Genomic DNA, 22,808 nt, shown 5'->3' on the forward strand with positions numbered 1-22,808 from the left:
ACTCATGAAACACGTTTATCCGAAGTAAAATAGGGGGCTGAGTCAAAATTTAACTTTTGGCCCAGCCCCTTCACCATTTTAACCCACAACTTGTCCACATAATTATTAATTAAAAACTAAAACCTGATTATTCAGCAATGCTGATCATTTCAACCGTAATTCCTTTTTTCGTTCCAAGATCATTTTCCTAATCAAAGCCTCCGGTAACGGCTTTTGGTACGGGAATTGAACAGCTCCTTTACTGGTTTTATAGCTAACTAGCTGCGCTGCAAAGTGCTCAATTACTTTTGGTGTTGGATAAAATCCGAGATGTTTTTGCATCCCTGCAAAATGAAGCAGGTTTTCATGCTGATAAAAAGTAGGTATCCCATAACTGATCTTCTCAGTTGCTTCCGGTAATAATTCTTTTGCAAGACGATAAAGTGCTTCAAGATGCGGTTTTTGTTCTGCTGGAGCAGCCTCAATATACTCTGAAATCAGAGTCATGTTGTCCCCCCCTTTCACTGCCTAGTATACTTGATAAATCATTTTAACTGTTGCATTAAGTCCGACTGTGCTGCCTAATTGAACATTATAATTTTTAAAGCCCTTCAAATTATTCTCGACTGGCTTTATCTTCCAAGATTAACATTGAAAATACTAAAAAAGACTCGCAGCTTGAGTCCTTTCCATGCAAACTGCAATAACAAACTTCATGGAAAAAATTCAGCTAAGAGTCATTTTCAATTTTATTGTTTTAAAAACTTTCAGGGTTACTGACACTAAGGAGCTTAACTTACACGTTTGTGCATTGATTGTGTGTTCTCCAAAAATTGCATTATTAGTAATATTTTATTTTTCAAGGACTTCGGTTTGGGTTTGAATTGCTTTGCGTCTTGCCTCAGAAACCACGATGGAAATAATGACCAATATCAAGGCGAGCACATCTGTCACTTTTAACGCGGTGTGATAAAAAAGCACTGCGACTAATGTTGAAGCCACTGGAACAACTGCCATTGAGATGCCCGCAAAGCTTGCTGGAACCTGTGTAATTCCGATATATGTTAATAAGTATGGCAGCAAAATTGCTCCAATTCCATAATAAAACACCTGCGCCCATAACGAGAAATTCATTACACTCCAGTTGAAGGAAAAAGCCTGGTAGATCCCGATCGGAAGTGTGATGATAAAACTGATGGTGAATAAACCGGCAGTTAACGTAAACGGCGGGAGTTCGACTGAAAACCGTTTTGCATAAATAAAGAACAGCGAAACACAAACAACTGCCAAAATCATCAGCAGTAAACCGATAATGTTGCCTCCATGACTGGATGCGCCATTTACATTCATCACAAGAACTGAAGCAACTGCAAACCCAATCGCTAATACTTTCTGCCAAATCAAAGATTCACGTAAAATAAAAAACGAAAGAATTAAGGTCACCGCTGGCGTTAAGCTGTTAATCACTGCAACAGAAACTGCACTTGAGTATTTTAATCCATATAGTAAGAACAAGGTGTACAAAACAACCCCTAACAAACTTGACATCAGAATCCCAACCATATTTTTCCGACCGATGTCAGTTAGTTTTATCCCATCTACGTGCCTTGCCAAAGGGACCATCACGATACAAGCAATCCCAAATGTCATTGCAGTAAATAGCCACACGGGAATCGTAGCCACTGAAACTTGGACAATCGGAATGCTAATCCCAAACAAAACTGCCTGCAAAATAATAAAAATATGTCCTCTGTTCATCATAATTTACATCCTTTCTTTAAGCCTGATCCAACCTTGGCTTCTGTGACGTTTGAATTTCGTTGTCCACTAAATGTTATATTAAGTTACATACAACATTGAAATTATAAAAAAAAGACCCAACCAACAACTTATAGGCGTATAATAAAGCCTATAGTTCCTAGAGGGTCAAGCTTGAAAAGCAATAAACAGCATTATATGTTATATTTAGTGACATATATTTTGAAAATTAACATTTTCTCTCAAAAAAACTTAAATTCGCAACTGCTGCAAAGGAGTGGGTCACTATGAAAACTTATTTTTCAATTGGTGAAATGTCCAAAATAAATAATATTTCCATTCAAGCCTTGCGTTACTATGACCAAATTGATCTGTTTAAACCCAATTATATAAATCCTAAAAATCACTACCGCTACTATCACATCAAACAATTTTTTTATCTGGACATTATCAAGTATCTAAAGTACATTAACACCCCGCTAGCAGAGATAAAAAGCATCATTAACAGCGGCCCTGAGACTATGTATTCCTTTCTGGATGCTCAAGAAGCTGTTATTCGTGCAAAAGTCGACAAATTACAAAGAAGTCAACAACTGATCAATATGAGAAAAAGTCAGCTTGCGGCGCAATTGCTGCTAAAAAAACAAGAACTTGGGAAAGTGTATACGCGCACCATCCCAGAACGCCCGATTCTAAAAGTCGCATGCGCGCGGATTACACCTTATGATGAACCAGATCTTTATATGCATGAATTAGCAGCTTTCTTAGAAAAAGCGGGTAGTCTGGTGGATAATCATTATGGCTGCATCTACCCGTTAAAACCTTATTCAAGCAGTGCTGCGATCCATTACGAGGCCGTCTACACCTCAGTTGTAACCCAGCCGCTCATCCCCTTATCTTCAAAGATTAGCAGTGGGTTGATCCCAGCCGGAAAGTATCTTTGTATTGCCTTTGAATGGTCAAGTGAGCATTACTATCGGTACTATTCCAAACTATTAACGGCTGCCAATAAAAGAAAGCTCCCCCCAAATGCACTTGTTTATGAAGTCTCCTTACCTAACAACTACAATTCCGCTCAAAAAGAAAATTTCATTACAGAATTGCAAATTTTAATAAATAATTAGCGCTCATCGGCGCCTGTTATTGCATTTCTTCTGAAACAGGATTTTTAAAATTCAAGCAAAAAAAAGAGAACCTCCTCGGCTCCCGTTTGATTCCCAAAATTATTTTGACCGTAATTATGACTTAATTTCTTCATGAGCCCTGCGCTTAAAGAAAGAATTCATCGCAGTTGACTTGCGTCTGATGAACATCAGGTATGCAAGATTGGCAAAACCTAGTAATTCCCAGGTCCGCCAATCATCACCCGTCTCAGTGAGCTTCGTGAAAATAGCTAAATCGGCTATTATTTCTTTGACTAATGCATGCGCAAACTTATAAAAATTAAAATTCTCATTAAAATCGCCATTCAAAAACAAAGAAATCAAAAATATCAGTATCCAGCCAACTAAATACGTTCTTCCACCTCTAGCATACAATGCCTTTTGATAAGCATTCACTTCCTGTCCATTCTGATCAGTGAAAAAGTACCTGGACTCTATTTTCATTACTTTGTCTTTAAAGCTGCGACTTTGGTAAAATCCAATTCCAATGGCCAACAAAAGGATGATAATAATGCTAATAAGATCAATTATATGAGTGAAATTAAACTTAGTGATGAATTGGTATAAACAAAAAAAAGGCAGAAACAAGAATCTGATTTTGGTTACTCTGGAGAATTCGAACTGATCATACACAAAATATATAACGATTATCAAAGAGATGATTGGAGAAAATAACATTGTGGTTCCCCCTAGGCTTTTAAGTTCCTTTTATACTTTTCATTATACAGTCGGTTGTATCTTTTGGCTAAAAAAAACAAAAGCTCCCATTCCTTTGCTCAGAGTCGTGGCAGCTTTTTACTTCGAGCACATTTGGGCATTAAGATTAGGCTTTAGTGAATTCAAAGTTTGACAATTTTTGATTTTTAATTGTTTTGTGCTCTTATTTGCAGTAGAATAGCACAGTTAAAATAAAATATTGGAGTATGGTACATCCTTAAACCTCCGAAAAAAAACAAAGGGAGTTTTTTTATGTCTAAAAACACTACAACACAATCCTCTCGCACTAAAACCGAATTCGGTCACGTTTCTCACCTGGGCAGCACCCACACCGCTTATGCAGCAGATTATGATCCAACGCTGCTTGAAACCTTCGTTAATAAACATCCAGAAAATGATTATTTAGTCTCATTTGATGCATATGAATTCACCAGTCTGTGCCCTAAGACCGGTCAGCCAGACTTCGCTAAAGTCTATCTTTCATACATTCCGACACAAAACATGGTTGAAAGCAAAAGTTTAAAACTTTATTTATTCAGTTTTCGAAATCACGGTGATTTTCATGAAGACTGCATGAATATTATTTTAAATGATCTCTATCAATTAATGAATCCAAAGTATATTGAAGTTTTAGGATTATTCACGCCACGTGGCGGAATTTCAATCTATCCATTCGTAAATCGCGTTAACCCGGAGTTCGAAACCCCTGAACTTAAAGAACTGGCCTTCCAACGCAAAGTCAATGTTTTAAATCAGTTACCGCAGTATAAAAATTTTGTAAGGTAGGTCTTTTTTAATGGATGAAATTATTTTACTTTCAGGCGGATTAGACTCCGCGGTGTGTTTAGCTCAAGCAGTCGCAACTCACGGAAAAAACAATGTCTTAGCGTTATCATTTGCTTATGGTCAAAAACACCAATTAGAACTGGAAAACGCACGGAAAGTTGCTGCTTATTATCAAGTTGAGTATGTAGTTGCTCACATTGATCACCAGTTATTTAACGGTTCCACTTCAACACTGCTAACAGGTAATGGTGCGATCGCACAGCAGAGTTATGCCGCAATCATTGCAGAACAAGGCAGTGGCACTGTTGATACCTATGTTCCCTTTCGCAATGGGCTAATGCTGTCACAAGCTACTGCCCTAGCTTACAGCCAACAAGCTGCCCAAGTCTGTTACGGTGCGCACGCAGATGATGCAGCTGGGCAGGCTTATCCGGATTGCACTCCCGAGTTTTATCACGCAATGAATGCCGCAATTAGCGCTGGAACAGCAGGAAAGGTTAGTCTGGCTGCACCTTTAATCAAGTTGAATAAAGCTGGAGTTGTCAAACTTGGAATCGCGTTGCACGTTCCTTTTGCCTTAACGCGTTCTTGTTATGCCGGACAACAGGCTGCTTGCGGAAAATGTGCAACTTGTCGTGATCGGATTGCAGCTTTCAAGGCTAATAAGCTCAAAGATCCGATTGCCTACCAAACTTCAATTACTTGGTCATAACTCACAGAGAAAAGGAATTATAAAGCATGCATAAAAATTTAAAAATATTAACTATCAATGCTGTCTTAGCCGCATGTTATGTCGTCATCACGGCTTTGTTTGCCAGTTTTTCATTTGGAGTCATTCAAGTCAGAGTCTCAACGGCGCTCTATCAACTGGTAGCCTATGACAAAAAATTCTACTGGGGAATGGTTTTAGGGGTTGTAGTTGCAAACCTGCTTTTCAGTCCATTCGGGCTGCTTGATATTTTAGTGGGCTTAGGTGTCACCGGTATTGGCTTAGCAGTCGCAATTTTAATTAATCAAAGAACCCAAAATTTACTAGTCCGGTCTGTGGTAGTCGGTCTGTGTGTCTCATGCGGGATGATTTTTGTCGCACTTGAATTGCACGCGGTCTCGCATGTTCCCTTTTGGCTTACCTATGCTTACCTGTTCGCTGGTCAATTAATTTCACAAATCATTGGCTACGTTATCTTTGCTGTCATTAATCGCAAAGTCAAACTTGTTGACCTTGTGAAACAAGCATAATTTTTATATATTTATGAAGCACTGATGAATCCGGTTGAACACGCATCTTAGTAAGAGAAAGTATGACATCAGTCGGAAAAATTGACTTTGAGAACTCATTATATTGATGTGCGCAAGATAAAACAAAAAATAGCATGTATCAAAATTGATAAATGTGTTTAACTCGCTCTAAACAGCGAATAAAATAATCAGGCTGGGACCAAAAGATTAACTTGATCCCAGCCTGATTATTTATTTTTTAATTGTTTTCATTAATTATTTAATATACGCATTCTTATAATTCCACTGCGTACCTGCTGTGTTATGAATAATGCCCTTAACCTTGGATTTTTGCAAATATGAAGTAACTTGCTGATAGACAGGGGTTACGCCCTGCTCTGCATTAAAAATCTTAGCAGCTGCGACCAAATCCGCCCACCGCTTATTAGGATTATTTGCATCCTCATTTTGTGCCTTCTGTATTAAAGCATCATACTGTGAGTTCGAATAACCACCGTAATTGTAAGAAGTTCCTGTTAATGGAATTTGAAGAAATGTGATTGGATCATTGAAATCTCCGCCCCAACCAGATAAATACAAGTCAAAATTTCCAGTTTGCGCGTTTTGCAATGCATTGTTGCCTGGAATACTACGTACTGTGAGTGAAAGCCCTGGCAGTACTTTAGCATATTGTGACTGTAAATACTGTGCAACAATTTTACTGCTACTATCGTCATTTGAAGCCAACAATGTCAGTTTTAATCCTTTTAATCCTGTTTCTTTTAATCCCTGCTCCCAATACTTCCGCGCTAATTTCGCATCATAAGCGATTGTGCCCTTAACCTCTTGTTGTTTTGAAAAATCTTCACTGGTTTTAGGATCTTTTGCCAGTCCTGAAGCTACAAATCCTGTTGGAGTATACGAGCCATCGCCGAGCACTTTTTTCGTCAAGACTTGCCGATTAATGGCTAGTGACATTGCCAAGCGAATATTACGGTTATTCAAAGCTTTCCGCTTGTCCGCATCTTTATCTTTGAAGTTATATGCAACATAAGAAATGTAGGAATAGGGATAAGATTTAAACTGTGATGATCCTTGGTAATTTTTAACTTGCTGATTAGCCAAAGGAGTCATATCCAATTTGTTTTGCTGGTACAATTCATGCCCAGTCGTGGGATTTTCAACCACCGTATAGTTGATTTGCTGCAATTTAACTACTTTTTTGTCCCAATAATGCTTATTTTTGACGAACTGCCATTTGTTGCCTGTGCCATTCCATGCTTTGATAACAAACGGGCCAGAATAGACCATATATTGCGAACGCGTGCCATACTTGCTACCGTATTTTTCCACGATCTTTTGTTCTTGCGGTCCAAATAGTGGATAAGCCATCAAGATTTTGAAATAAGAGATCGCCTTATCAAGCTTGATCACCACGGTCTGCTTGTCAGGTGCGCTGATTCCAATCTGAGCTGCCGACTTTTTCCCTGCAATAATTGCATCAGCGTTCTTGATGCCGCTAAACAAATAAGAATAAGGGGATTTTGTCTTAGGATTAATTGTTCTGCGCCACGAATAAACAAAGTCTTGTGCCGTAATCTGATCCCCATTGCTCCAGTAAGCTTTCCTAATTTTAAAGGTCCACGTTTTTCCATCTTTAGAAACACTACTGGATTTAGCCAAGCCAGCAGTTGTTGACCCATTTTTACCTAAACGATAAAAACTCTCAAAGGTATTACCTGTTTGTCCATAACCCGTTGATTTCGAGATATCGATTGTGCTTAATGGCGCACTAGCGCTAAGATTCAAAACCTGTTTTTGCGAAGTGCTAGTCTGTTTTCCACATGCGCTCAGCCATAAGCATGCACTGATGAAGACAATTGTAGTCGCTATTTTTTTATAATTCATCTGTTACTCATCCCCAATTTACTTAATTAATCTTTTCAAAAATTGTTTAATCCCAGACAGCCTTTATCTCGATCCTTAACAAAGTAAAACGTTAATTCGCAGTTCTTAACTTTACCCTCCTTAATTGAGACCTCTAAAACTCCAAATAAAAAAGCCCCAGCAACTTAATGCAGGGACGAAAAATCGTGGTACCACCCAAAATTCACTACGGATTTAGTAATTCGCAGCCTCAAAACACAGCTAATAGCTATGTTATTGACGATATCGAGTCAAAGCGTGCCATCAGCTTGCACCCATGACAAAACTCCAGATTCATCTTCCCCAAATCCTCAATGCTGTTCTTTCACCGTCAACAGTCGCTTTATAGCTAGTCAATTTGGGTACTCTTTCCTTCAACATTCAAAATATTCTACTTTGTTTTAGTTAGTATAGCTTGTACTTTTATTTAAGTCAATCACTAGTTTAAATTTTTTACCTCGCCACCATTAATAACCCTTACCGCCCTTTCTAAGTTAAGCAGGTGGACTGTGCACTCTAAAATTTGGAAGCTACAGCAACATTTGTGCCCAAATTAGTTCTTAATCGCATTATAAAAATTATTTATTCTGGCTTGAGACCTAGGCTTTTGAAAGAATTTGGCTCAATAGTTTGATAAATCATGTAACCAGAAACAACATAAATTATCGTTAATATGACTGGTGTCCAGCTAATACCGGTCATGGCAGGCTCTCCTGCTAAATTGAAAAAAAGGTCAGACCAGTCAATTAATGCATGCAAAACAATTGGGATGACAAGCGATTTTGTTTTTACATACACCATGGCAAACACAAAACCAATAGCAGCAGCGTAAATAACTTGATATAAAGTATATCCCCATTCAGCCCCACCGCCAAAAAGGGTATTACTTAAATGAACTGCACCAAAAATTACACTAGACAGTACTCCAGCAAATAAAACTGGACGGTTGGTCTTTCTAAATATGAAAAATAGGTAGTTAAAAATTACCCCACGGAAAACAGTTTCTTCAAATAATCCAATAATAATTGCTGCTAGTAAAGAAATCAGCACTGCCAACAAAATTTGCCCTCCTGGTATTTTTTGAAAAATAACAGTTAACGACTTAGAAGTCACAATATTAGCAAATACTGTGACTAGAAGTGACACGATTGCTATAAATGGGACAAACCAGTTTTTTAAGCTAAAACTGAAGTTAAATTTCCAAATTAATTTGATTACCGCAATATAGATAAAAATAAATGGCAGTTCAAAAAGTGGAACATCTATGCTACCTAATACGTTTCCAGCAGAATTAGCAATTCCAACTGGAATTACACTTGTAATAGTTGTTCCTAATATGATGGGAATTATTACCATGATTAATAACAGTTGTTTTTTCATAAAAACTCCTTTAAGAATAACAATTATTTAAGCTCAATAACCAGACGAATCATCAAGTTATCTTGCATAATGTCTAAAACTACCTCATTGTTTAGTTACTGTCAACAATCATTATACCTAAAAATGTATGGTTACTCCGTTCGTCAAAATAATTGTTATTCTCCAAGTTTTTTGCTTTAATAATTTGGCATAGCTCTTTGGTGCCATAAAGTGCTTACCAAGAAGGACTTCCAACCGCACCCCCTTCTAATCTTTTTCGATTTGAATGAATCGATTACTTGGAAGGGCGTTAATCGGAAAATCAAACAAATTAAACGTACCGCATATGGCTATAGAAAATGTTTAAAATTGAATTTACGATTCAAATAAAAAAGAAAACCAATTCGAAAATGAACTGATTTTCTCATAAAAATTTCTCATCAACAGCGGTTGGTAAAAAGCCTTTTAAAATAGCTGTCCCGTCCCTTATTTTCTATATTTCGTATAATAGATACTTGTCTTCGGTAACAAAGCAATTAATTAGTTGCTTACTCTCACTAGTAAGGCTTGTTTGAGGAAAATTGGCTACTAAAGAACAAAGATATAGGTATTTAGGGCTATGGCGTTTCGAAAAATCCTTATTACCAAATTTCCCCTGTATTTTGTCAAATCGTTGCTGAATATCTCTAGTTGTATCACAGCTAACAAATTTATTTAAATAAACAAATTGGGATTTATCCGTATTGTCAATCATTGATTTAGCAGTATTAATGGTTACAAAAAGCCATTGGTTCAAATCAATTAAATTTTTAGGACGGCAGCGTAGTTCTTCTTTAGTTGATTCAAACAACGCGTTCTTCATGATAACTTTACCTTCTTGGCTGTGTATTTTTTGTCATTTCTGGTTGCTTAATCTCTGGACTTTGTATCAACCATATAAAGAAAAATGCTGCAATATCAAGCAGTACCCAAATGTATAAAAGCGTATAAAACATCAAAAATAAGAAAAATTGAACATCTCTAGTTGTTATAAATTTTCAATGAGAATCCTTCAATACGGTAGCTTGGTGGATTCAATTTTAGTTGAATCGAATTTGTTATCATGTAAAAAATCCCTTATTTCGTCCAACTTTGTAGCTATCTTTTTGCTTAAAATAACTTTGTCAAGGATAGCAGGTTTTAATTCACAAGAAACGAAAGGTTTATGATTGAGATAAAAATCTGGGTTAAGATCATGGTTTCCATTGATTTTGATTACTAAATACCGGATTTCTTCTTCCTGTCTTAAGTAACGACTTTTAAAACAAAGTGAACATAGATAAACTGCTTGTACACAATCTAATATTAGACTTTTCATATCTTCCGGATCTTTACAAAGATTTTTATATGCTGAAACCCATACTTTAGCTATTGGTTTAATATACTCAGTTTGTGTTTGTAAATTATATTCAACTTTTAAAGGAAAAACATAAGCATTTCCCGGACTAAAATCATCTAGTGTTTCAGCACCTCCTGAAAAACGTGTAGCAAGTGTATTCATGACATTTTGATTTTTTAAACCTAAGGCAATTTCGCCATAGTTTGATAAAGATTGTGAGTGGTCATTTTCAGAGAAACACCAAATATAGACATCCCATGGTAATTTATTTTTCATAGCTTTAAGCTCATTCAAGAGTGTCTGAGGTGCATCTAGTTGCATAAATTCCTTTTCTAATAATTGTAAAGTATAGGTCATTTCTTGGACATCATTCATATGATGAATTGAACCTAAGAAGAACTTTTGACCAGAAACTATTTTTTTTAACGTCTCATAGGAAGTATAGTGATACAGATACGTTATTTCTTCTGGATTTGCGTAAAATTTTTTTATTAGCGCTTCTGTTCGAGCATGTCGATAAAAATCAGAATTTTCATCATAATAAGCATTTAATGCTTCTTTCCCTAGTTTATCTAGTGACTCTACCTTTAGTTTTGTTCCAATAGGGATATCAGGAGAATTTAAAATTTCATCTAAAACTGTCATTGGTCAATTCACCCGCTTTGTTGAATAAAATATTTTGTCTAAGAATTTTATTCTTGATTACTTGTAAGATATGTAGTAAAGATTTGTGATAGTACATTAATTATTGAATATAAATAGATTAAATATGGATAGCTCAAGCTCAGTATAACATTTAATTTTGAAAGTAACATATTGCTTTCTTTCAATCTCAGCAATTTTAAGTTGAATTAATCATAAGGTATAAAAAAAATCGAGCTTGCTTTTTGAACCGCTTCGTATCATCAAAGATTGGAATTACCTTGACTCGTTTTGACACATCATTAGAAGAGTACTGCATCTGAACAGCGTGGTCAAGAGACTGTGGAAACACCCGAATACCAATCCTACATAGCCTTGCGAATAACCAATACTCTAATCTTTTTCATCAGTGAGTCGCTAGATACGGAAGTTCTGCACGATTTTGTACTCTGGGATGATATACTTGTCCTTCATAAACTGGCGTAGATCTCGTAAACCTATGCACCTCATGATAATTACGCTTCACACATGTTAATTCATTGCTGGTCGCAAAGACAGTGCTGAATGGTATTACTTGACTGTCCTCCGCCCTTTCTTGCGGACGCGCTTGTCACTCATCTTATCGGTCCCTAACTCGGTTTCATAGTAAAAGTTACCTTTGGCGTCTATGAATACGCCTGAATATTTTGTTTTACTCATTCTCAACAGCTCCATTCATCGGTGATCCGAGAATGAACTCAACGACAGAACGCGGAACGCTCCCTAAGTTTCGGTTGAGATACAAGGGATACCCCTTTTGTACCATCCTTTGCTTCGCTTGTCTAATGATATCGCGCGGTATGCTGCTTAAATCCTAATGCCATCAGATCCTAGTAGCAGACAAAACTCTTATCCAATTACGTCACTTCTTTATCGTTGATTGAAGTAAGATAATCAGGTCAGATAGGCCCCTTATCTTATCTGTGCCATTATGGAAAAAGAGCTCATTTATCAGCACCAATTTAAAGATATTACTGATCTTAAAACACAAGTCTTCGTTTACATCGAGACCTTTTATAACTGTGTAAGGGTACAAGCACGCTTAAACTATCTTGCCCCAATATCTTGGCTTGATCAGTATACTCAGGTCTCACAAAAAGTTGCTTAGTAAACTGTCCGAAAAAGTGTTGACTTCTCAAGCAATCCATCAATTCGTCTAAAAACAGAGATCAAATTTACTTTCCTAAAGAAGCCCGTTAACTGCAAATAAGAACATCGGACCATCAAGAATTTCATCACGTTTTGTGATGCTGTAATAATTAAGTGGAAGGCAGAATCACAAATCTATAGGAAATGGCGAACTCATGGGAAAACCTTAGCAAGCTGGTGATCCTTTGGTAGCTAACATTTTTCCGCCCTGACCAGCTGGTTTCATCTTCGCTGCGTAATCTATAGATAACAAAGATAGCGAGTTGCTAAAAATTCACAAACCACGCTGTCACTCGAATACCACGATGCAACAAGCTTTGAAGCAAGCGTGTGATTATCGTCGTGATTGTTACAACCAAGTGTCAGCGACCTAAAATGATATTTACGATAAATCCGTCATCCTGGAAGATTAGCACCTGCGTCTAAACAAGCACAAAGTTCTATTTGGAGTAGAGAAGCCACGCTATACCACCTTCAAAAAGATTCCGATAATTACCGGTTAAAGAGACTAGATGGGGTTGTCTGCAACTTCTGTATCTCTCGTACCGTATCTGCAAAGATGCAAACGGACCAAAATTCAACAAACGGCCGTTCTCAAATTTGTTATAATGGAGTGATTATACTATGCAGATTGGACAGATCGAACTCATGCCAGAAAACAACATTGCTAAGCCTATTTTGAAATGGGCTGGTGGTAAGGGACAAATGCTGGGAATTTTGTCGGAGAACTTGCCACTTACTTACAATAATTATATTGAACCATTCTTTGGCGGAGGTGCGCTTTTCTTCGACTTGGAACCAGAAAAAGCCATCATTTCAGATGCCAACGCCGAAATTATTAACCTTTATAAAATTGTGGCTAAAGATGTAGAGTCTTTGATTTCCGCTTTAGCAAAATACAAGTATGACAAGGATATGTTTTATAATGTCCGTTCACAGGATCCGCAAACATTAAGTAATGTGGAGCGAGCAGCAAGAACTATCTATCTGAACAAGACTGATTTCAATGGACTATATCGAGTGAACCGCAAAGGCGAATTTAATGTTCCCTTTGGGAGGTATAAGAATCCTAAAATCCTTGACGAGGCTAACTTACGCGCTGCCAGTCGTGTCTTAAAGGACGCAATCATCATCAAAGGTGATTACTTAAACGTCCTTGAAAAGTATGCACAACCAGGAGACTTAGTTTTTCTCGATCCACCATACATGCCAATTTCAAAGTATGCGGATTTTAAACGTTACAATGCTAATCAATTTGGTGAAGATGATCAGAAGAAGCTCGCTGCTGAAGTTCAGCGATTGACCGATCTTGGATGCCATGTATTGCTGACTAACTCAAATCACCCGTTGATTCAGGAATTATACGCACAGTACTATTGTAACGTGGTTCCGACGAAACGAATGATCAGTAGTAAGTCTGCCACTCGATCAGGTGAAGATATTCTCGTTCGTAACTACAATCTTGTTCAAGAGTTGACACCATCAACGGCCCGTTTCTTACAGCAAGCCAGTAAATATCCTTCGACACGTTACATGGGTAGCAAGGAGAAACTATTGCCTTACATCGCCACAGCTGCTGAAGATCTTCAGTTCGACAGCGTGCTCGACCTTTTCAGTGGAAGTGGAACAGTTAGCTACTTGTTCAAAGCCATGGGCAAACAAGTATTCAGTAATGATTTCATGACCTTTTCTTCTACATTCACCAAAGCAATGGTTGAGAACAATAAAGTATCCCTGTCAGAGGAAACGCTGGAACAGGTGATGCAAAGCCCCAGTACAAACGACAGGTTCGTTGAGACGACCTTTAAAGACCTGTATTTCGACGACGCTGACAATTTGTTTATTGACACAATTCGTGCCAATCTCTCCTTGGTGTCGGATGAATACGAACGCGCTATCGTCATTGCAGCGCTGGTGCGTGCCTGCATGAAAAAACGGCCTCGTGGAATTTTCACGTATACGGGTAACCGATACGATGACGGCAGGCGTGATCTCCAGATCACCCTACAGCAACAGTTTGTTGAGGCTGTCCGCGACATTAACGATGCAGTATTTGACAATTTGCAAACCAATGTCACATTCAATAATGATGCACTTAAATTGTCAAAAACTGCAGATCTTATATATATGGATCCCCCTTATTTCAGCAAGTTAAGTGATAATGACTACGTGCGCCGTTATCACTTTGTTGAAGGAATCGCTAGAAACTGGCAAGGCGTGACTATCCAAGAGAATACCAAGACAAAGAAATTCAAGAATTATGTAACGCCATTTTCAACACAGCAAGGAACCTATGAGGCATTCGAATTTCTATTTCATAAATTTCGAAACAAGAAGATCATCCTCTCATACTCATCCAATTCTTTACCAACGAAGACTGAGTTGCTCAACATGCTAAAGAAGGAATTTTCTTCAGTACAATTATTTAGTGTTGATCACAAATACTCATTTGCAAATCAGACGAAGAACATTAAGAACAACAAGGTCAAAGAATACCTGTTCATAGCACAACAAAAATAGACAGGTTAGGATAAGCCACGCGCCAACGGGTGGTTATCCTAACCTGTCTTTTTGTTCCACTCAGTTATATCGATAGGCATCAACCGTATGCGCAATCTCATGCTTCCAAAGACCCACTGTGGCATTTCTAGGGATTAAGCACTTTTCAACTAGTCGCTCAACTTTAGTATTATCAAATCGAATTTCTTGAAAATCTTGCATGACATGGATGAACTGTGCCAAAGTCATCGGCACAATGTTGACAAAATACGGAGCATCTTTGTCATACCACAGCCCCACACGGAACATCTCAGCAGTGTTATTATCAATCGTTTTTGCTAAAAATAGGCCATACACTGGCTTTCCCGGATGCTCTGCTTGAATCCCAGCAACATGACGCCTGACTGGCTCGGCTTCGGCAGCTTCTTGGCGAGATGTTGTCGTCAGAGTGACTTCAACGACAAGTATGAATTCCTTATATTCAAGCACAATATCTGGACGACCACCAGGAGCATTTCCAATCGGATAAAGATCTTGGTCAACATTAAAACCACGCGCCTTATCAGGTGCATTGACTAAGCCATCAATCGCCAAGAACGCCCTCCAAGAAGTCCATTCAAAGTATGTTGGCATATCAAATTTGGCATTACCTTTCGCACTTTCGAAAACTTCGCCTTTTCCGTGGTCACCATTGATGACGTGGAGATACTGGATGATTTCTTCAATGTTCCCATCGCTTGATTGCTCCTGGGCATACGAATGCTCGTGGATGGCGTCATCTTCCATTTGAAGTCGAATCAAGAATAATTTGAGATCCGGAACCTCAGCCGGTAATTCTTCATCTGTATAGGAGCGATCCAGTTTAGAAGCAATCCGCTTTATCGATCGGATTAGGACGTCAGCATTATCAGTTGGTAGAGGATAGCCGTTCCATAATTGATAATAATACTCAACATCATCTAAAATAAGTTGCGGTTCTGTCCTGAGGATTACATCGATAACTTCCATTCGCTCTTCATTAAATATCAAACGTTTTCCTTGTCGAGAGAATAAACCAGTCGTTAACATATAATTGAAATTCGGATTTGTATATGTTGCTAAAGACTCATACTTGACCCCACATGCTTTAGCCAAAGGAGATAAGTATTCCGCATCAAATTTTAATTTGTTTTGTTTGCTACTGATCTTGTCACGTTCAGTTCGATAGGCAATAATTTCATCTGCAACGTTTGAAGCCTGCGAATGATCTGTAACATTACCAATCAGGACAAGCTCTTTCTCATTCACCCCTCTCTCTTGTTTTTTCTCCCGTAACTTAGCCATAACCTGTAATGTGAAAACAAAAGGTTTGAATTTTCCCGCTGTACTATCCGAATCAATCTGAATTGCAAGCAAAGCTCGTAACATAGTATCCTGCATTTCGTACGTAGTAGAAGTCTGCGCAAGTCGCCGCCCCTGGGGAGTGATCTGATACGGTTTCAAAGATAGGCCAAGTGCGGGATACTTAGCGATGACCTGCGGTAAGATCGGAATATTCACCTTGTTGGCATGAAACTTCGGCGTAATAAATCCGCTTTTATCAAAAGCGGAGCGCCACTTTCGTGCCACGGATGACTGATCCTCAGAAGTAGCATTTTTGTTAATGATATCAGCCTTATCTAATGCAAGACTATATTTTGTCTCCTGCTGTTTACCATCAAGATCGCCGCTAAACCCCTTATCCAAAAGTACTTTCAAGCCACCGGGAAATCGTATAGCGCTTCGAACGGTGGTATTTCCATACGTATAAAATCGTCTTGTCAAAAAATTCTCTCCTCTTCATGGTGTGCCAAGATAAACAACTTTTTTTAATCTATATCTACATAAATATCGACTTAAGTAATGCCTTCCATTCTGCGGGTATGGCTCTATGCAAGCCATCAGAAGCATCAACTTTCGATAACAATCGATACTGTTTGTACGCTTTGAATGGCTTATCCTGCAAATGATGTTCAAAGCCCAACATATCTTCAATGTCATCATCATCTGTAAATCAATGCGCTTCATCACCATTTAATGCACTAAGAATTGGTTGATTAAACTTCACAGTCCCAGGTGTATTGGCGTCCCAGTCATGCAGAACAAAAAACCAAGTCTGAAACCATATCGGCCCAAACTTGGCGGGGATTTTGGCGGGGAACGTAACATATTCCCCGCCAATCGTATCCTTTGCATCTTCCGAAAATGCCGTTAAGTCAACATTTCGGGTTCAATTAACATGTATCTTTTATTCCCACTCAATCGTTGCCGGCGGCTTCGACGTAATATCGTAGACTACGCGATTGACGTGTGCAACCTCATTTACAATGCGCACTGAGATTGCCTGGAGAACATCCCACGGAATCTTAGCGAAGTCAGCGGTCATGCCGTCAATTGAGGTTACCGCGCGAATACCGACAGTGTAGTCGTATGTGCGGCCGTCTCCCATGACACCCACACTGCGAATGCCGGGAAGGACTGTGAAGTATTGCCAGATTTCGCGTTCCAGACCATGCTTGGCGATCTCTTCACGCAAAATCAGGTCGCTATCGCGCACAATTGTAAGTTTTTCTTCAGTAATCTCACCAATGACGCGAATGCCAAGTCCTGGTCCTGGGAAAGGCTGTCTCCAGACCAATTCAGACGGCATCCCTAAGCGTTCGCCCAATTCACGCGTCTCATCTTTGAAAAGTGTTCGCAATGGCTCAATCAATTTGAATTTAATGTCATCTGGCAACCCACCAACGTTATGGTGCGACTTGATTGTCTGCGCCGTATCGGTCCCCGATTCGATCACATCGGTATAAAGTGTGCCTTGAGCTAAGAAGTCAATGCCATCAAGCTTAGCAGCCTCATCGTCAAAGACACGAATGAATTCATTCCCGATAATCTTACGTTTCTTTTCCGGATCCGAAACACCGGTCAGCTTATCCATAAAACGCTTCTTGGCGTCAACTTGAATAATGTTCAGACCGAACTTACCTTTCAGGCTATCCATCACCTGTTCAACTTCGCCCTTACGCAACAGGCCATGATCAACGAAGATACTGGTAAGTTGTGTCCCGATTGCTTTATGCAACAAGACACCTACGACAGAGGAATCAACCCCTCCAGATAAGCCAAGGAGAACTTTCTTGTCGCCGACAGTTTCACGAATTTTGTGAATCTGCATCTCAATGAAGTCATCCATCGACCAGTTATCGCGCGCCTTGCAGATATCAAATGCAAAGTGGCGCAAAATATCGTTACCGTATTCTGTGTTGCGTACTTCTGGATGGAACTGCAAGCCGTAGAACTTCTTAGCTTCATTAGCCATTGCTGAAATTGGGCAGTTGCCGCTGGTCGCTGCAATCTTGAACCCATCAGGAACTTGTGTTACCAGATCGCCATGGCTCATCCAGACGGTCTGACTAGTTGGAACATCGCGGAAAAGTACCGCACCGGCATCTTGTACTCTGATTTGAGCTTTGCCGTATTCCTTATTATTTGCGCCTTCGACCTTGCCCCCAGGGAGCTCATTAGCCATCAACTGCATTCCATAACAGATTCCCAGAATCGGGATCCCGAGTTCAAAGATTTCAGGATCCACATGGAAAGCCTGTTCGTCATACACACTATTCGGACCGCCCGAGAAAATGATTCCCTTTGGAGCCATCTTCTTAATTTCAGCCGCCGTTAAGTTATGGGAAAGTAGTTCTGAATAGATCCCAAATTCCCGGATTCTACGCGTAATCAATTGATTATACTGGCTTCCGAAATCAAGCACAATGATTTTATCAAAAGCCTGCATGTCAATGCTTGTCAAGAATGTTCACCTCATTTTGAATTATACGGTACACTTATACAGTTATTTTACAGATTGTAAGTCCCATGGTCAAATCGACCGTTTAGCCAAAACAGCTTGAAACCACGAGCCTTTAAGCTTAATACTTACGCAAAAAAAGTTCATTTACAAGATGATTTTTCGTCTTATGCAAAATTACATCCGCTCGATTCCTAGTAGGCAGAATATATTCTCTCAAATTAGGACGATTGACTGTTTGCCAGACCCTTTTTGCCATCTTGATTGCCGCATTGCGATCACCAATTGCATAAGGATAATAGTAATTGGTCGGATCCCGAAAAGCGGTCTCCAGCAACAGCTTGAAGCGCTCTAGGTACCATTCTTGGATCAACGCTTCTGTTGCATCAACATAGATCGAAAAATCAAAGAAATCACTCACATACAACTGCTGGTTGCTGGGTAACTGTAAAACATTGATTCCTTCTACAATTAAGATATCCGGATTGTCAATCAAGTCAAATTTCCCAGGCAATATATCATAACTTTTATGTGAGTAAACGGGCGCCTTGGCTGGCAATCCGTTTTTGACATCATTGGTAAAAGTCAACAACCGGCTCATATCGTAACTCTCCGGAAAACCTTTGCGTTGCAGCAAATTCCGCCGCTTTAACTCCTGATTCGAATACAAAAAACCGTCAGTTGTTATCAGTTGCACCTTGCTCGTCGGGTAGGTTCCTTGCAGCAGCGTCTGCAGCAAGCGGGCCGTCGTGCTCTTGCCGACAGCCACACTTCCAGCAATACCCAAGATAAATGGGACACGATGGGCTTCAATTCCCAGAAACTGCGCCTGCTTCTTAAACAACTCAGCACGTGCCTGCATATGAATTCCTAACAAGTGAACCAAGGGTGCATAGACATCTCTGACATCTGTTAGTGAAATCCGATCGTTTAAAGACCTAATCTGTCCCAACTCGGCAGCAGACAGCGGTACACTATGCTCTTGATAAAGTTCCCGCCATTCATCACGCGGAATCTTGTAATAATTGATTTGGTTATACATAATCGTTCTCCAACATTCATCACACTTAATTGGCATCATTATAGCATGCTTTGCGCTGATTTTAACCTGAACTTAGGTTTTACTCTAAAAGAGTATATGAATCCTGTGCAACCCGCTTAAACAACGGCGAAAGTTGCTTCAAAGCAAAGATGCTAAGTCGGTGCATCGCACGTGAACAAATCGTATAGACTAGCTGTCGTTCATCCTCAGCCGCATAATTACGCTGACTGGCATTCCACATGATGACCGCATCGAATTCAAGTCCCTTTGCTAAAAATGCTGGGACAATGATTGTTCCGGGCGCCAAGCGCTGATTTTCACTTTTAATCAGAATCGCTTTTTGGTTGGCGGCCTGCAGCTTTTCACTAATAGTCTGGCACTCTGTTAATGTCTTACAGATAATTGCGGTTGTCAGCTGCTCGCGTTCATTTTCCTTAAGCTGCTCAAGCATTCTGGCAGCCAATTCAGCCTCATTTTGCTTCACCGTAATTGTGGGCAGCTCACCTAGACGTTCAAACGCTGCCACCGCGGCTCCATTTAACAAAACCTGTTTGGTAAAGTCCGTGATCTGCTTAGTTGACCGATAAGACTTCGTCAATTGCACCACTTCGATCTTTTGCTTGGCAAAAAGCTGCCGTAATTCATCAAGCAGGGTATAGCTTTCTTTTTTCGTGAAGATTGCCTGATTCAGATCTCCCAATACGGTAAAGCGTGCCCGTGGAAAAGCGTGTTTAAGCGCTGCAAGCTGAAACGGCGTATAATCTTGAATTTCATCGATGAAGACATGCTTAATCTCATTGTCACCACGCTTGCCGGTGATCGTATCATATAAATAAAGATATGGACTGACATCTTCCAGCAGCATCCGTTGTTTTTTCAAGGTCGCAATTGTGGCTTCAATTCCCGCTTCCCATTCTGAGTTGCTCAAATCATACTTCTTGAGGTCAAGCAGCTCGGGAACACTGTGCAGAAAGTGCAGATACTGCGCATTGATATTTAAAAAGCGGTTATGCACCAGATCACTATGAATCTTTTGATAGTGCTTTATTAAGAAACGCCGTCCCAAGTAGCGCAGTTCTGCATCATTGTTTTCAAAATTGCGTGGATGCGTCCCATAAAGCTGGGCGAGTTCCTTGCTGCTGGATTCTTGCAAAATAGTCTCTACCCAGTCAGACTTCGCTTCTTTTTCAATCTTACGGTTAAGCTGCCGCAAAAGCCTTTCTTTTGTGGCATCCAGCCGATTACGTAAATGATAGTTAACGTTAAAACTATAATAAATCTTCTCAAGTTGAGAATGCTCATAAAAGACCTTGCCATCAAGCTTAAGATCCCTAAACCGCATTCCTTTTTTCTCTAAAAATTGGGCATAGACCGTTGCGGCATTAAAGAAAGCCACGCTGTTTTTTACCTTTTGAATTTTGCGGCCCGTTTCATCGACCTGTCTTTCAAAGCGCTGCTGCAGCGTTTCAACTTTTAACTTGGGCAGACGCCTTTGCGTATATTGATAATAGGTCATCTGCACCATGTTGTGCTCACCGAGCTCGGGGAGAACCTGGTCAACATAATCATTGAATAACTGATTGGGGGAAAAGAGAATTACCTGGCTTGAAGTCAGCTTGCCACGATAGCGGTATAACAGATACGCGACACGCTGCAAGACAGCTGACGTCTTTCCTGAACCGGCAGCTCCTTGAACAAAGAGCAGATCAGCAGTCGTATTGCGAATAATCTTATTCTGCTCCTTTTGAATAGTCGTTACGATACTGCGCATTTTACTGCTGGAAGAGTCGTCCAACACATCTAACAGCATCTGGTCGCCCACTGCTTCGTCCGTGTCAAAGACCGTCTTGATCTTGCCATCCTTCACCAAGAATTGGCGTTTCAACGTCACGTCGACAGTCTGGGTGCCCCCAGGAGTCTCATACGTCACCTGACCTAGGCCACCATCATAGTAGACACTCGAAATCGGCGCGCGCCAATCATAAACCAAGAAATTATCCGGACGATCCGCAAAAGAACCTAGTCCGATGTAAATAGATTCTGCACGTTTTTCGCCCTTTTCCTGCAAGTCAATGCGTGCAAAATAAGGTTTCTTTTCAAGTTTTTGTAAAATGTCCAGTCTGCGAGTAGCGTGCTTCCAATTATTTTCCCGCTCCTGCAGTAACTGCTGCTGCTGCCGAATCGTGGTTGCCGTCTCAAACATTCCTGAATAAGACTCAGTATTGATCCGCAGATTATTGGAGAAATCATCCCTGATTGCGTGTGAGTCTTTTTGTGCCCGTTTAATCTCAGTGCGGCTTTTTTCCTGCGCAACCTTGATTTTACCGATCACAGCGTCCATTCTTTTTTGCTCTTTTTCTTTGGTTTTGTTGTCCATGAAATTCCCCCCGCCTCTAAACCAAGATGTCGATCATACAATTTTAACACCTTTAGTGCCTGTGCTCAATTAGGTTCACCCCTTAAAGCTTAAAAAACATTAAATAGCAATCTAAGTACTAGTATTCTGTCTTCGAAGCCACTAAAATAGATACAAATATAGTAAAGGAAGTGTTGTCTTGATTAGTCAGTTTTTATTCTATCTCACCCATTTTCACTTGTACCTGCTACCGCTAGTCGAGACACTGGGAGGCTGGATTTACGTCACACTGTTTATTCTGATCTTCATGGAAACTGGCTTGGTCGTCTTTGCCTTTCTCCCCGGGGAATCGCTGATCATCTTTACCAGTACACTCGCTGCACTCACTGGTTCAACGTTAGACATCCGTATTTTAGTCCCTGTCTTCTTCTTTGCTGCTTTGATCGGAGACACAGTTAACTATGAAATCGGCCGCAACTTGCATCGCCTGCCGTTCTTCAAACGTATTCTCCCAGCTGAAAAGCTTGAAAAAGCACATGCTTACTTTGAAAAACATGGCGGCAAAACTGTGATGTTTGGCAGATTCGTGCCTTTGATTCGTACTTTTATCCCATTAATCTCAGGGACTGCCCATATGAATTATAAAAAATTTTGTCTGTATAACCTGCTAGGCGTTTTACTTTGGGTCGCACTTGGCGCTTCACTTGGCTACTTCTTTGGTCAATTTGACTTCGTAAAACAAAACTTCTCTTTAATCTTCATTATGCTGGCACTTATCATGGCAATCCCGGGAATCGTGATCACACTTTATCGCATGCTGCGCGGCAATGTTTCACCGAGTTAAGCTTCTTGCGGATTTTTAAACACGCATCAAGTGCTGATTGCAACAAATCCATTACTTTATCTATTTTAAAATAACCTGCAAAGAGAGTGTGACATAAGTCGGGAAAATTTGAGTACTAACTCGAAATTACGAA

General features: G+C 39.7%; 18 protein-coding genes and 1 pseudogene. 7 read left to right on the plus strand and 12 right to left on the minus strand.

What is annotated here, in order from left to right:
- Positions 1–144: 144 nt before the first annotated feature.
- Together FD50_RS11360 and FD50_RS11365 are read right to left on the minus strand one after the other, a co-directional pair.
- Positions 145–486: an iron chaperone gene (locus FD50_RS11360; protein ID WP_054755729.1), complete on the minus strand. Its 342-nt coding sequence runs from the start codon at positions 484–486 to the stop codon at positions 145–147.
- A gap of 345 nt (positions 487–831) precedes the next feature.
- A complete protein-coding gene (locus FD50_RS11365) occupies positions 832–1,740 on the minus strand; it encodes a DMT family transporter (RefSeq protein ID WP_082610541.1) in 909 nt (302 codons plus the stop codon).
- A gap of 284 nt (positions 1,741–2,024) precedes the next feature.
- Between FD50_RS11365 and FD50_RS11370 the strand changes: the two genes are divergently transcribed.
- Positions 2,025–2,861 carry a MerR family transcriptional regulator gene (locus FD50_RS11370; protein WP_056961818.1) on the plus strand — a complete coding sequence of 279 codons (837 nt, stop codon included), beginning with the start codon at positions 2,025–2,027 and terminating at the stop codon, positions 2,859–2,861.
- 114 nt (positions 2,862–2,975) lie between these two features.
- On the opposite strand, the gene FD50_RS12970 is transcribed toward FD50_RS11370, so the two are convergent.
- The gene (locus FD50_RS12970) at positions 2,976–3,344 is read right to left on the minus strand and encodes a hypothetical protein (RefSeq protein WP_235803472.1); all 369 of its coding nucleotides are present in this window, start codon (positions 3,342–3,344) and stop codon (positions 2,976–2,978) included.
- Positions 3,345–3,869: 525 nt separating this feature from the next.
- On the opposite strand from FD50_RS12970, the gene queF reads away from it, so the two are divergent.
- Genes queF through FD50_RS11390 form a run of 3 tightly spaced genes read left to right on the plus strand, consistent with a single transcriptional unit; the run spans position 3,870 to position 5,642 of the window.
- On the plus strand, positions 3,870–4,403 hold the full coding sequence (queF, locus tag FD50_RS11380; protein WP_054755718.1) for a preQ(1) synthase: 534 nt from the start codon (positions 3,870–3,872) through the stop codon (positions 4,401–4,403).
- 10 nt (positions 4,404–4,413) lie between these two features.
- Positions 4,414–5,115: a 7-cyano-7-deazaguanine synthase QueC gene (queC, locus tag FD50_RS11385; RefSeq protein ID WP_054755716.1), complete on the plus strand. Its 702-nt coding sequence runs from the start codon at positions 4,414–4,416 to the stop codon at positions 5,113–5,115.
- Positions 5,116–5,141: 26 nt separating this feature from the next.
- Positions 5,142–5,642: a QueT transporter family protein gene (locus FD50_RS11390; protein WP_056961820.1), complete on the plus strand. Its 501-nt coding sequence runs from the start codon at positions 5,142–5,144 to the stop codon at positions 5,640–5,642.
- A gap of 255 nt (positions 5,643–5,897) precedes the next feature.
- On the opposite strand, the gene FD50_RS11395 is transcribed toward FD50_RS11390, so the two are convergent.
- From FD50_RS11395 to FD50_RS12585, 5 genes are all read right to left on the minus strand, one after another.
- Complete coding sequence (locus tag FD50_RS11395; protein ID WP_056961822.1) at positions 5,898–7,529, minus strand: peptide ABC transporter substrate-binding protein; 1,632 nt, start codon at positions 7,527–7,529, stop codon at positions 5,898–5,900.
- A 600-nt stretch (positions 7,530–8,129) separates the two neighbouring features.
- On the minus strand, positions 8,130–8,927 hold the full coding sequence (locus FD50_RS11400) for a CPBP family intramembrane glutamic endopeptidase (protein WP_056961825.1): 798 nt from the start codon (positions 8,925–8,927) through the stop codon (positions 8,130–8,132).
- A 472-nt stretch (positions 8,928–9,399) separates the two neighbouring features.
- Entirely contained in the window at positions 9,400–9,768 is a 369-nt protein-coding gene (locus FD50_RS11405; RefSeq protein WP_056961827.1) for a hypothetical protein, read from the minus strand.
- A gap of 189 nt (positions 9,769–9,957) precedes the next feature.
- Entirely contained in the window at positions 9,958–10,929 is a 972-nt protein-coding gene (locus FD50_RS11410) for a hypothetical protein (protein ID WP_054755708.1), read from the minus strand.
- Between the two features lie 688 nt (positions 10,930–11,617).
- Positions 11,618–11,731, minus strand: a complete 114-nt coding sequence (locus tag FD50_RS12585) for a DUF3173 family protein (RefSeq protein ID WP_415615090.1) — start codon at positions 11,729–11,731, stop codon at positions 11,618–11,620.
- A gap of 159 nt (positions 11,732–11,890) precedes the next feature.
- On the opposite strand from FD50_RS12585, the pseudogene FD50_RS12590 reads away from it, so the two are divergent.
- A pseudogene (locus tag FD50_RS12590) lies at positions 11,891–12,073 on the plus strand (IS3 family transposase); the annotation flags it as partial.
- A gap of 719 nt (positions 12,074–12,792) precedes the next feature.
- On the plus strand, positions 12,793–14,634 hold the full coding sequence (locus FD50_RS11415) for a Dam family site-specific DNA-(adenine-N6)-methyltransferase (RefSeq protein ID WP_201780650.1): 1,842 nt from the start codon (positions 12,793–12,795) through the stop codon (positions 14,632–14,634).
- Positions 14,635–14,694: 60 nt separating this feature from the next.
- On the opposite strand, the gene FD50_RS11420 is transcribed toward FD50_RS11415, so the two are convergent.
- The 4 genes from FD50_RS11420 to helD all read right to left on the minus strand — a co-directional run bounded on the left by FD50_RS11420 (position 14,695) and on the right by helD (position 21,852).
- Positions 14,695–16,416, minus strand: a complete 1,722-nt coding sequence (locus FD50_RS11420) for an AlwI family type II restriction endonuclease (RefSeq protein ID WP_056961829.1) — start codon at positions 16,414–16,416, stop codon at positions 14,695–14,697.
- A gap of 463 nt (positions 16,417–16,879) precedes the next feature.
- Positions 16,880–18,421 (minus strand): glutamine-hydrolyzing GMP synthase, encoded by a 1,542-nt coding sequence (guaA, locus tag FD50_RS11425; RefSeq protein WP_187328415.1) that lies wholly within the window; start codon positions 18,419–18,421, stop codon positions 16,880–16,882.
- 133 nt (positions 18,422–18,554) lie between these two features.
- Positions 18,555–19,475, minus strand: coding sequence for a type I pantothenate kinase (gene coaA / locus FD50_RS11430; protein ID WP_054755701.1), 921 nt, complete (start codon positions 19,473–19,475; stop codon positions 18,555–18,557).
- A 79-nt stretch (positions 19,476–19,554) separates the two neighbouring features.
- Entirely contained in the window at positions 19,555–21,852 is a 2,298-nt protein-coding gene (helD, locus tag FD50_RS11435) for an RNA polymerase recycling motor HelD (RefSeq protein ID WP_056961833.1), read from the minus strand.
- A gap of 178 nt (positions 21,853–22,030) precedes the next feature.
- Here helD and FD50_RS11440 point away from each other — a divergent pair, with 178 nt between their 5' ends.
- Positions 22,031–22,675 (plus strand): VTT domain-containing protein, encoded by a 645-nt coding sequence (locus FD50_RS11440; protein WP_056961835.1) that lies wholly within the window; start codon positions 22,031–22,033, stop codon positions 22,673–22,675.
- The last annotated feature ends 133 nt before the right edge of the window (positions 22,676–22,808 follow it).

Source organism: Liquorilactobacillus satsumensis DSM 16230 = JCM 12392 (assembly GCF_001435195.1).
In the GTDB taxonomy this organism is placed as follows: domain Bacteria; phylum Bacillota; class Bacilli; order Lactobacillales; family Lactobacillaceae; genus Liquorilactobacillus; species Liquorilactobacillus satsumensis.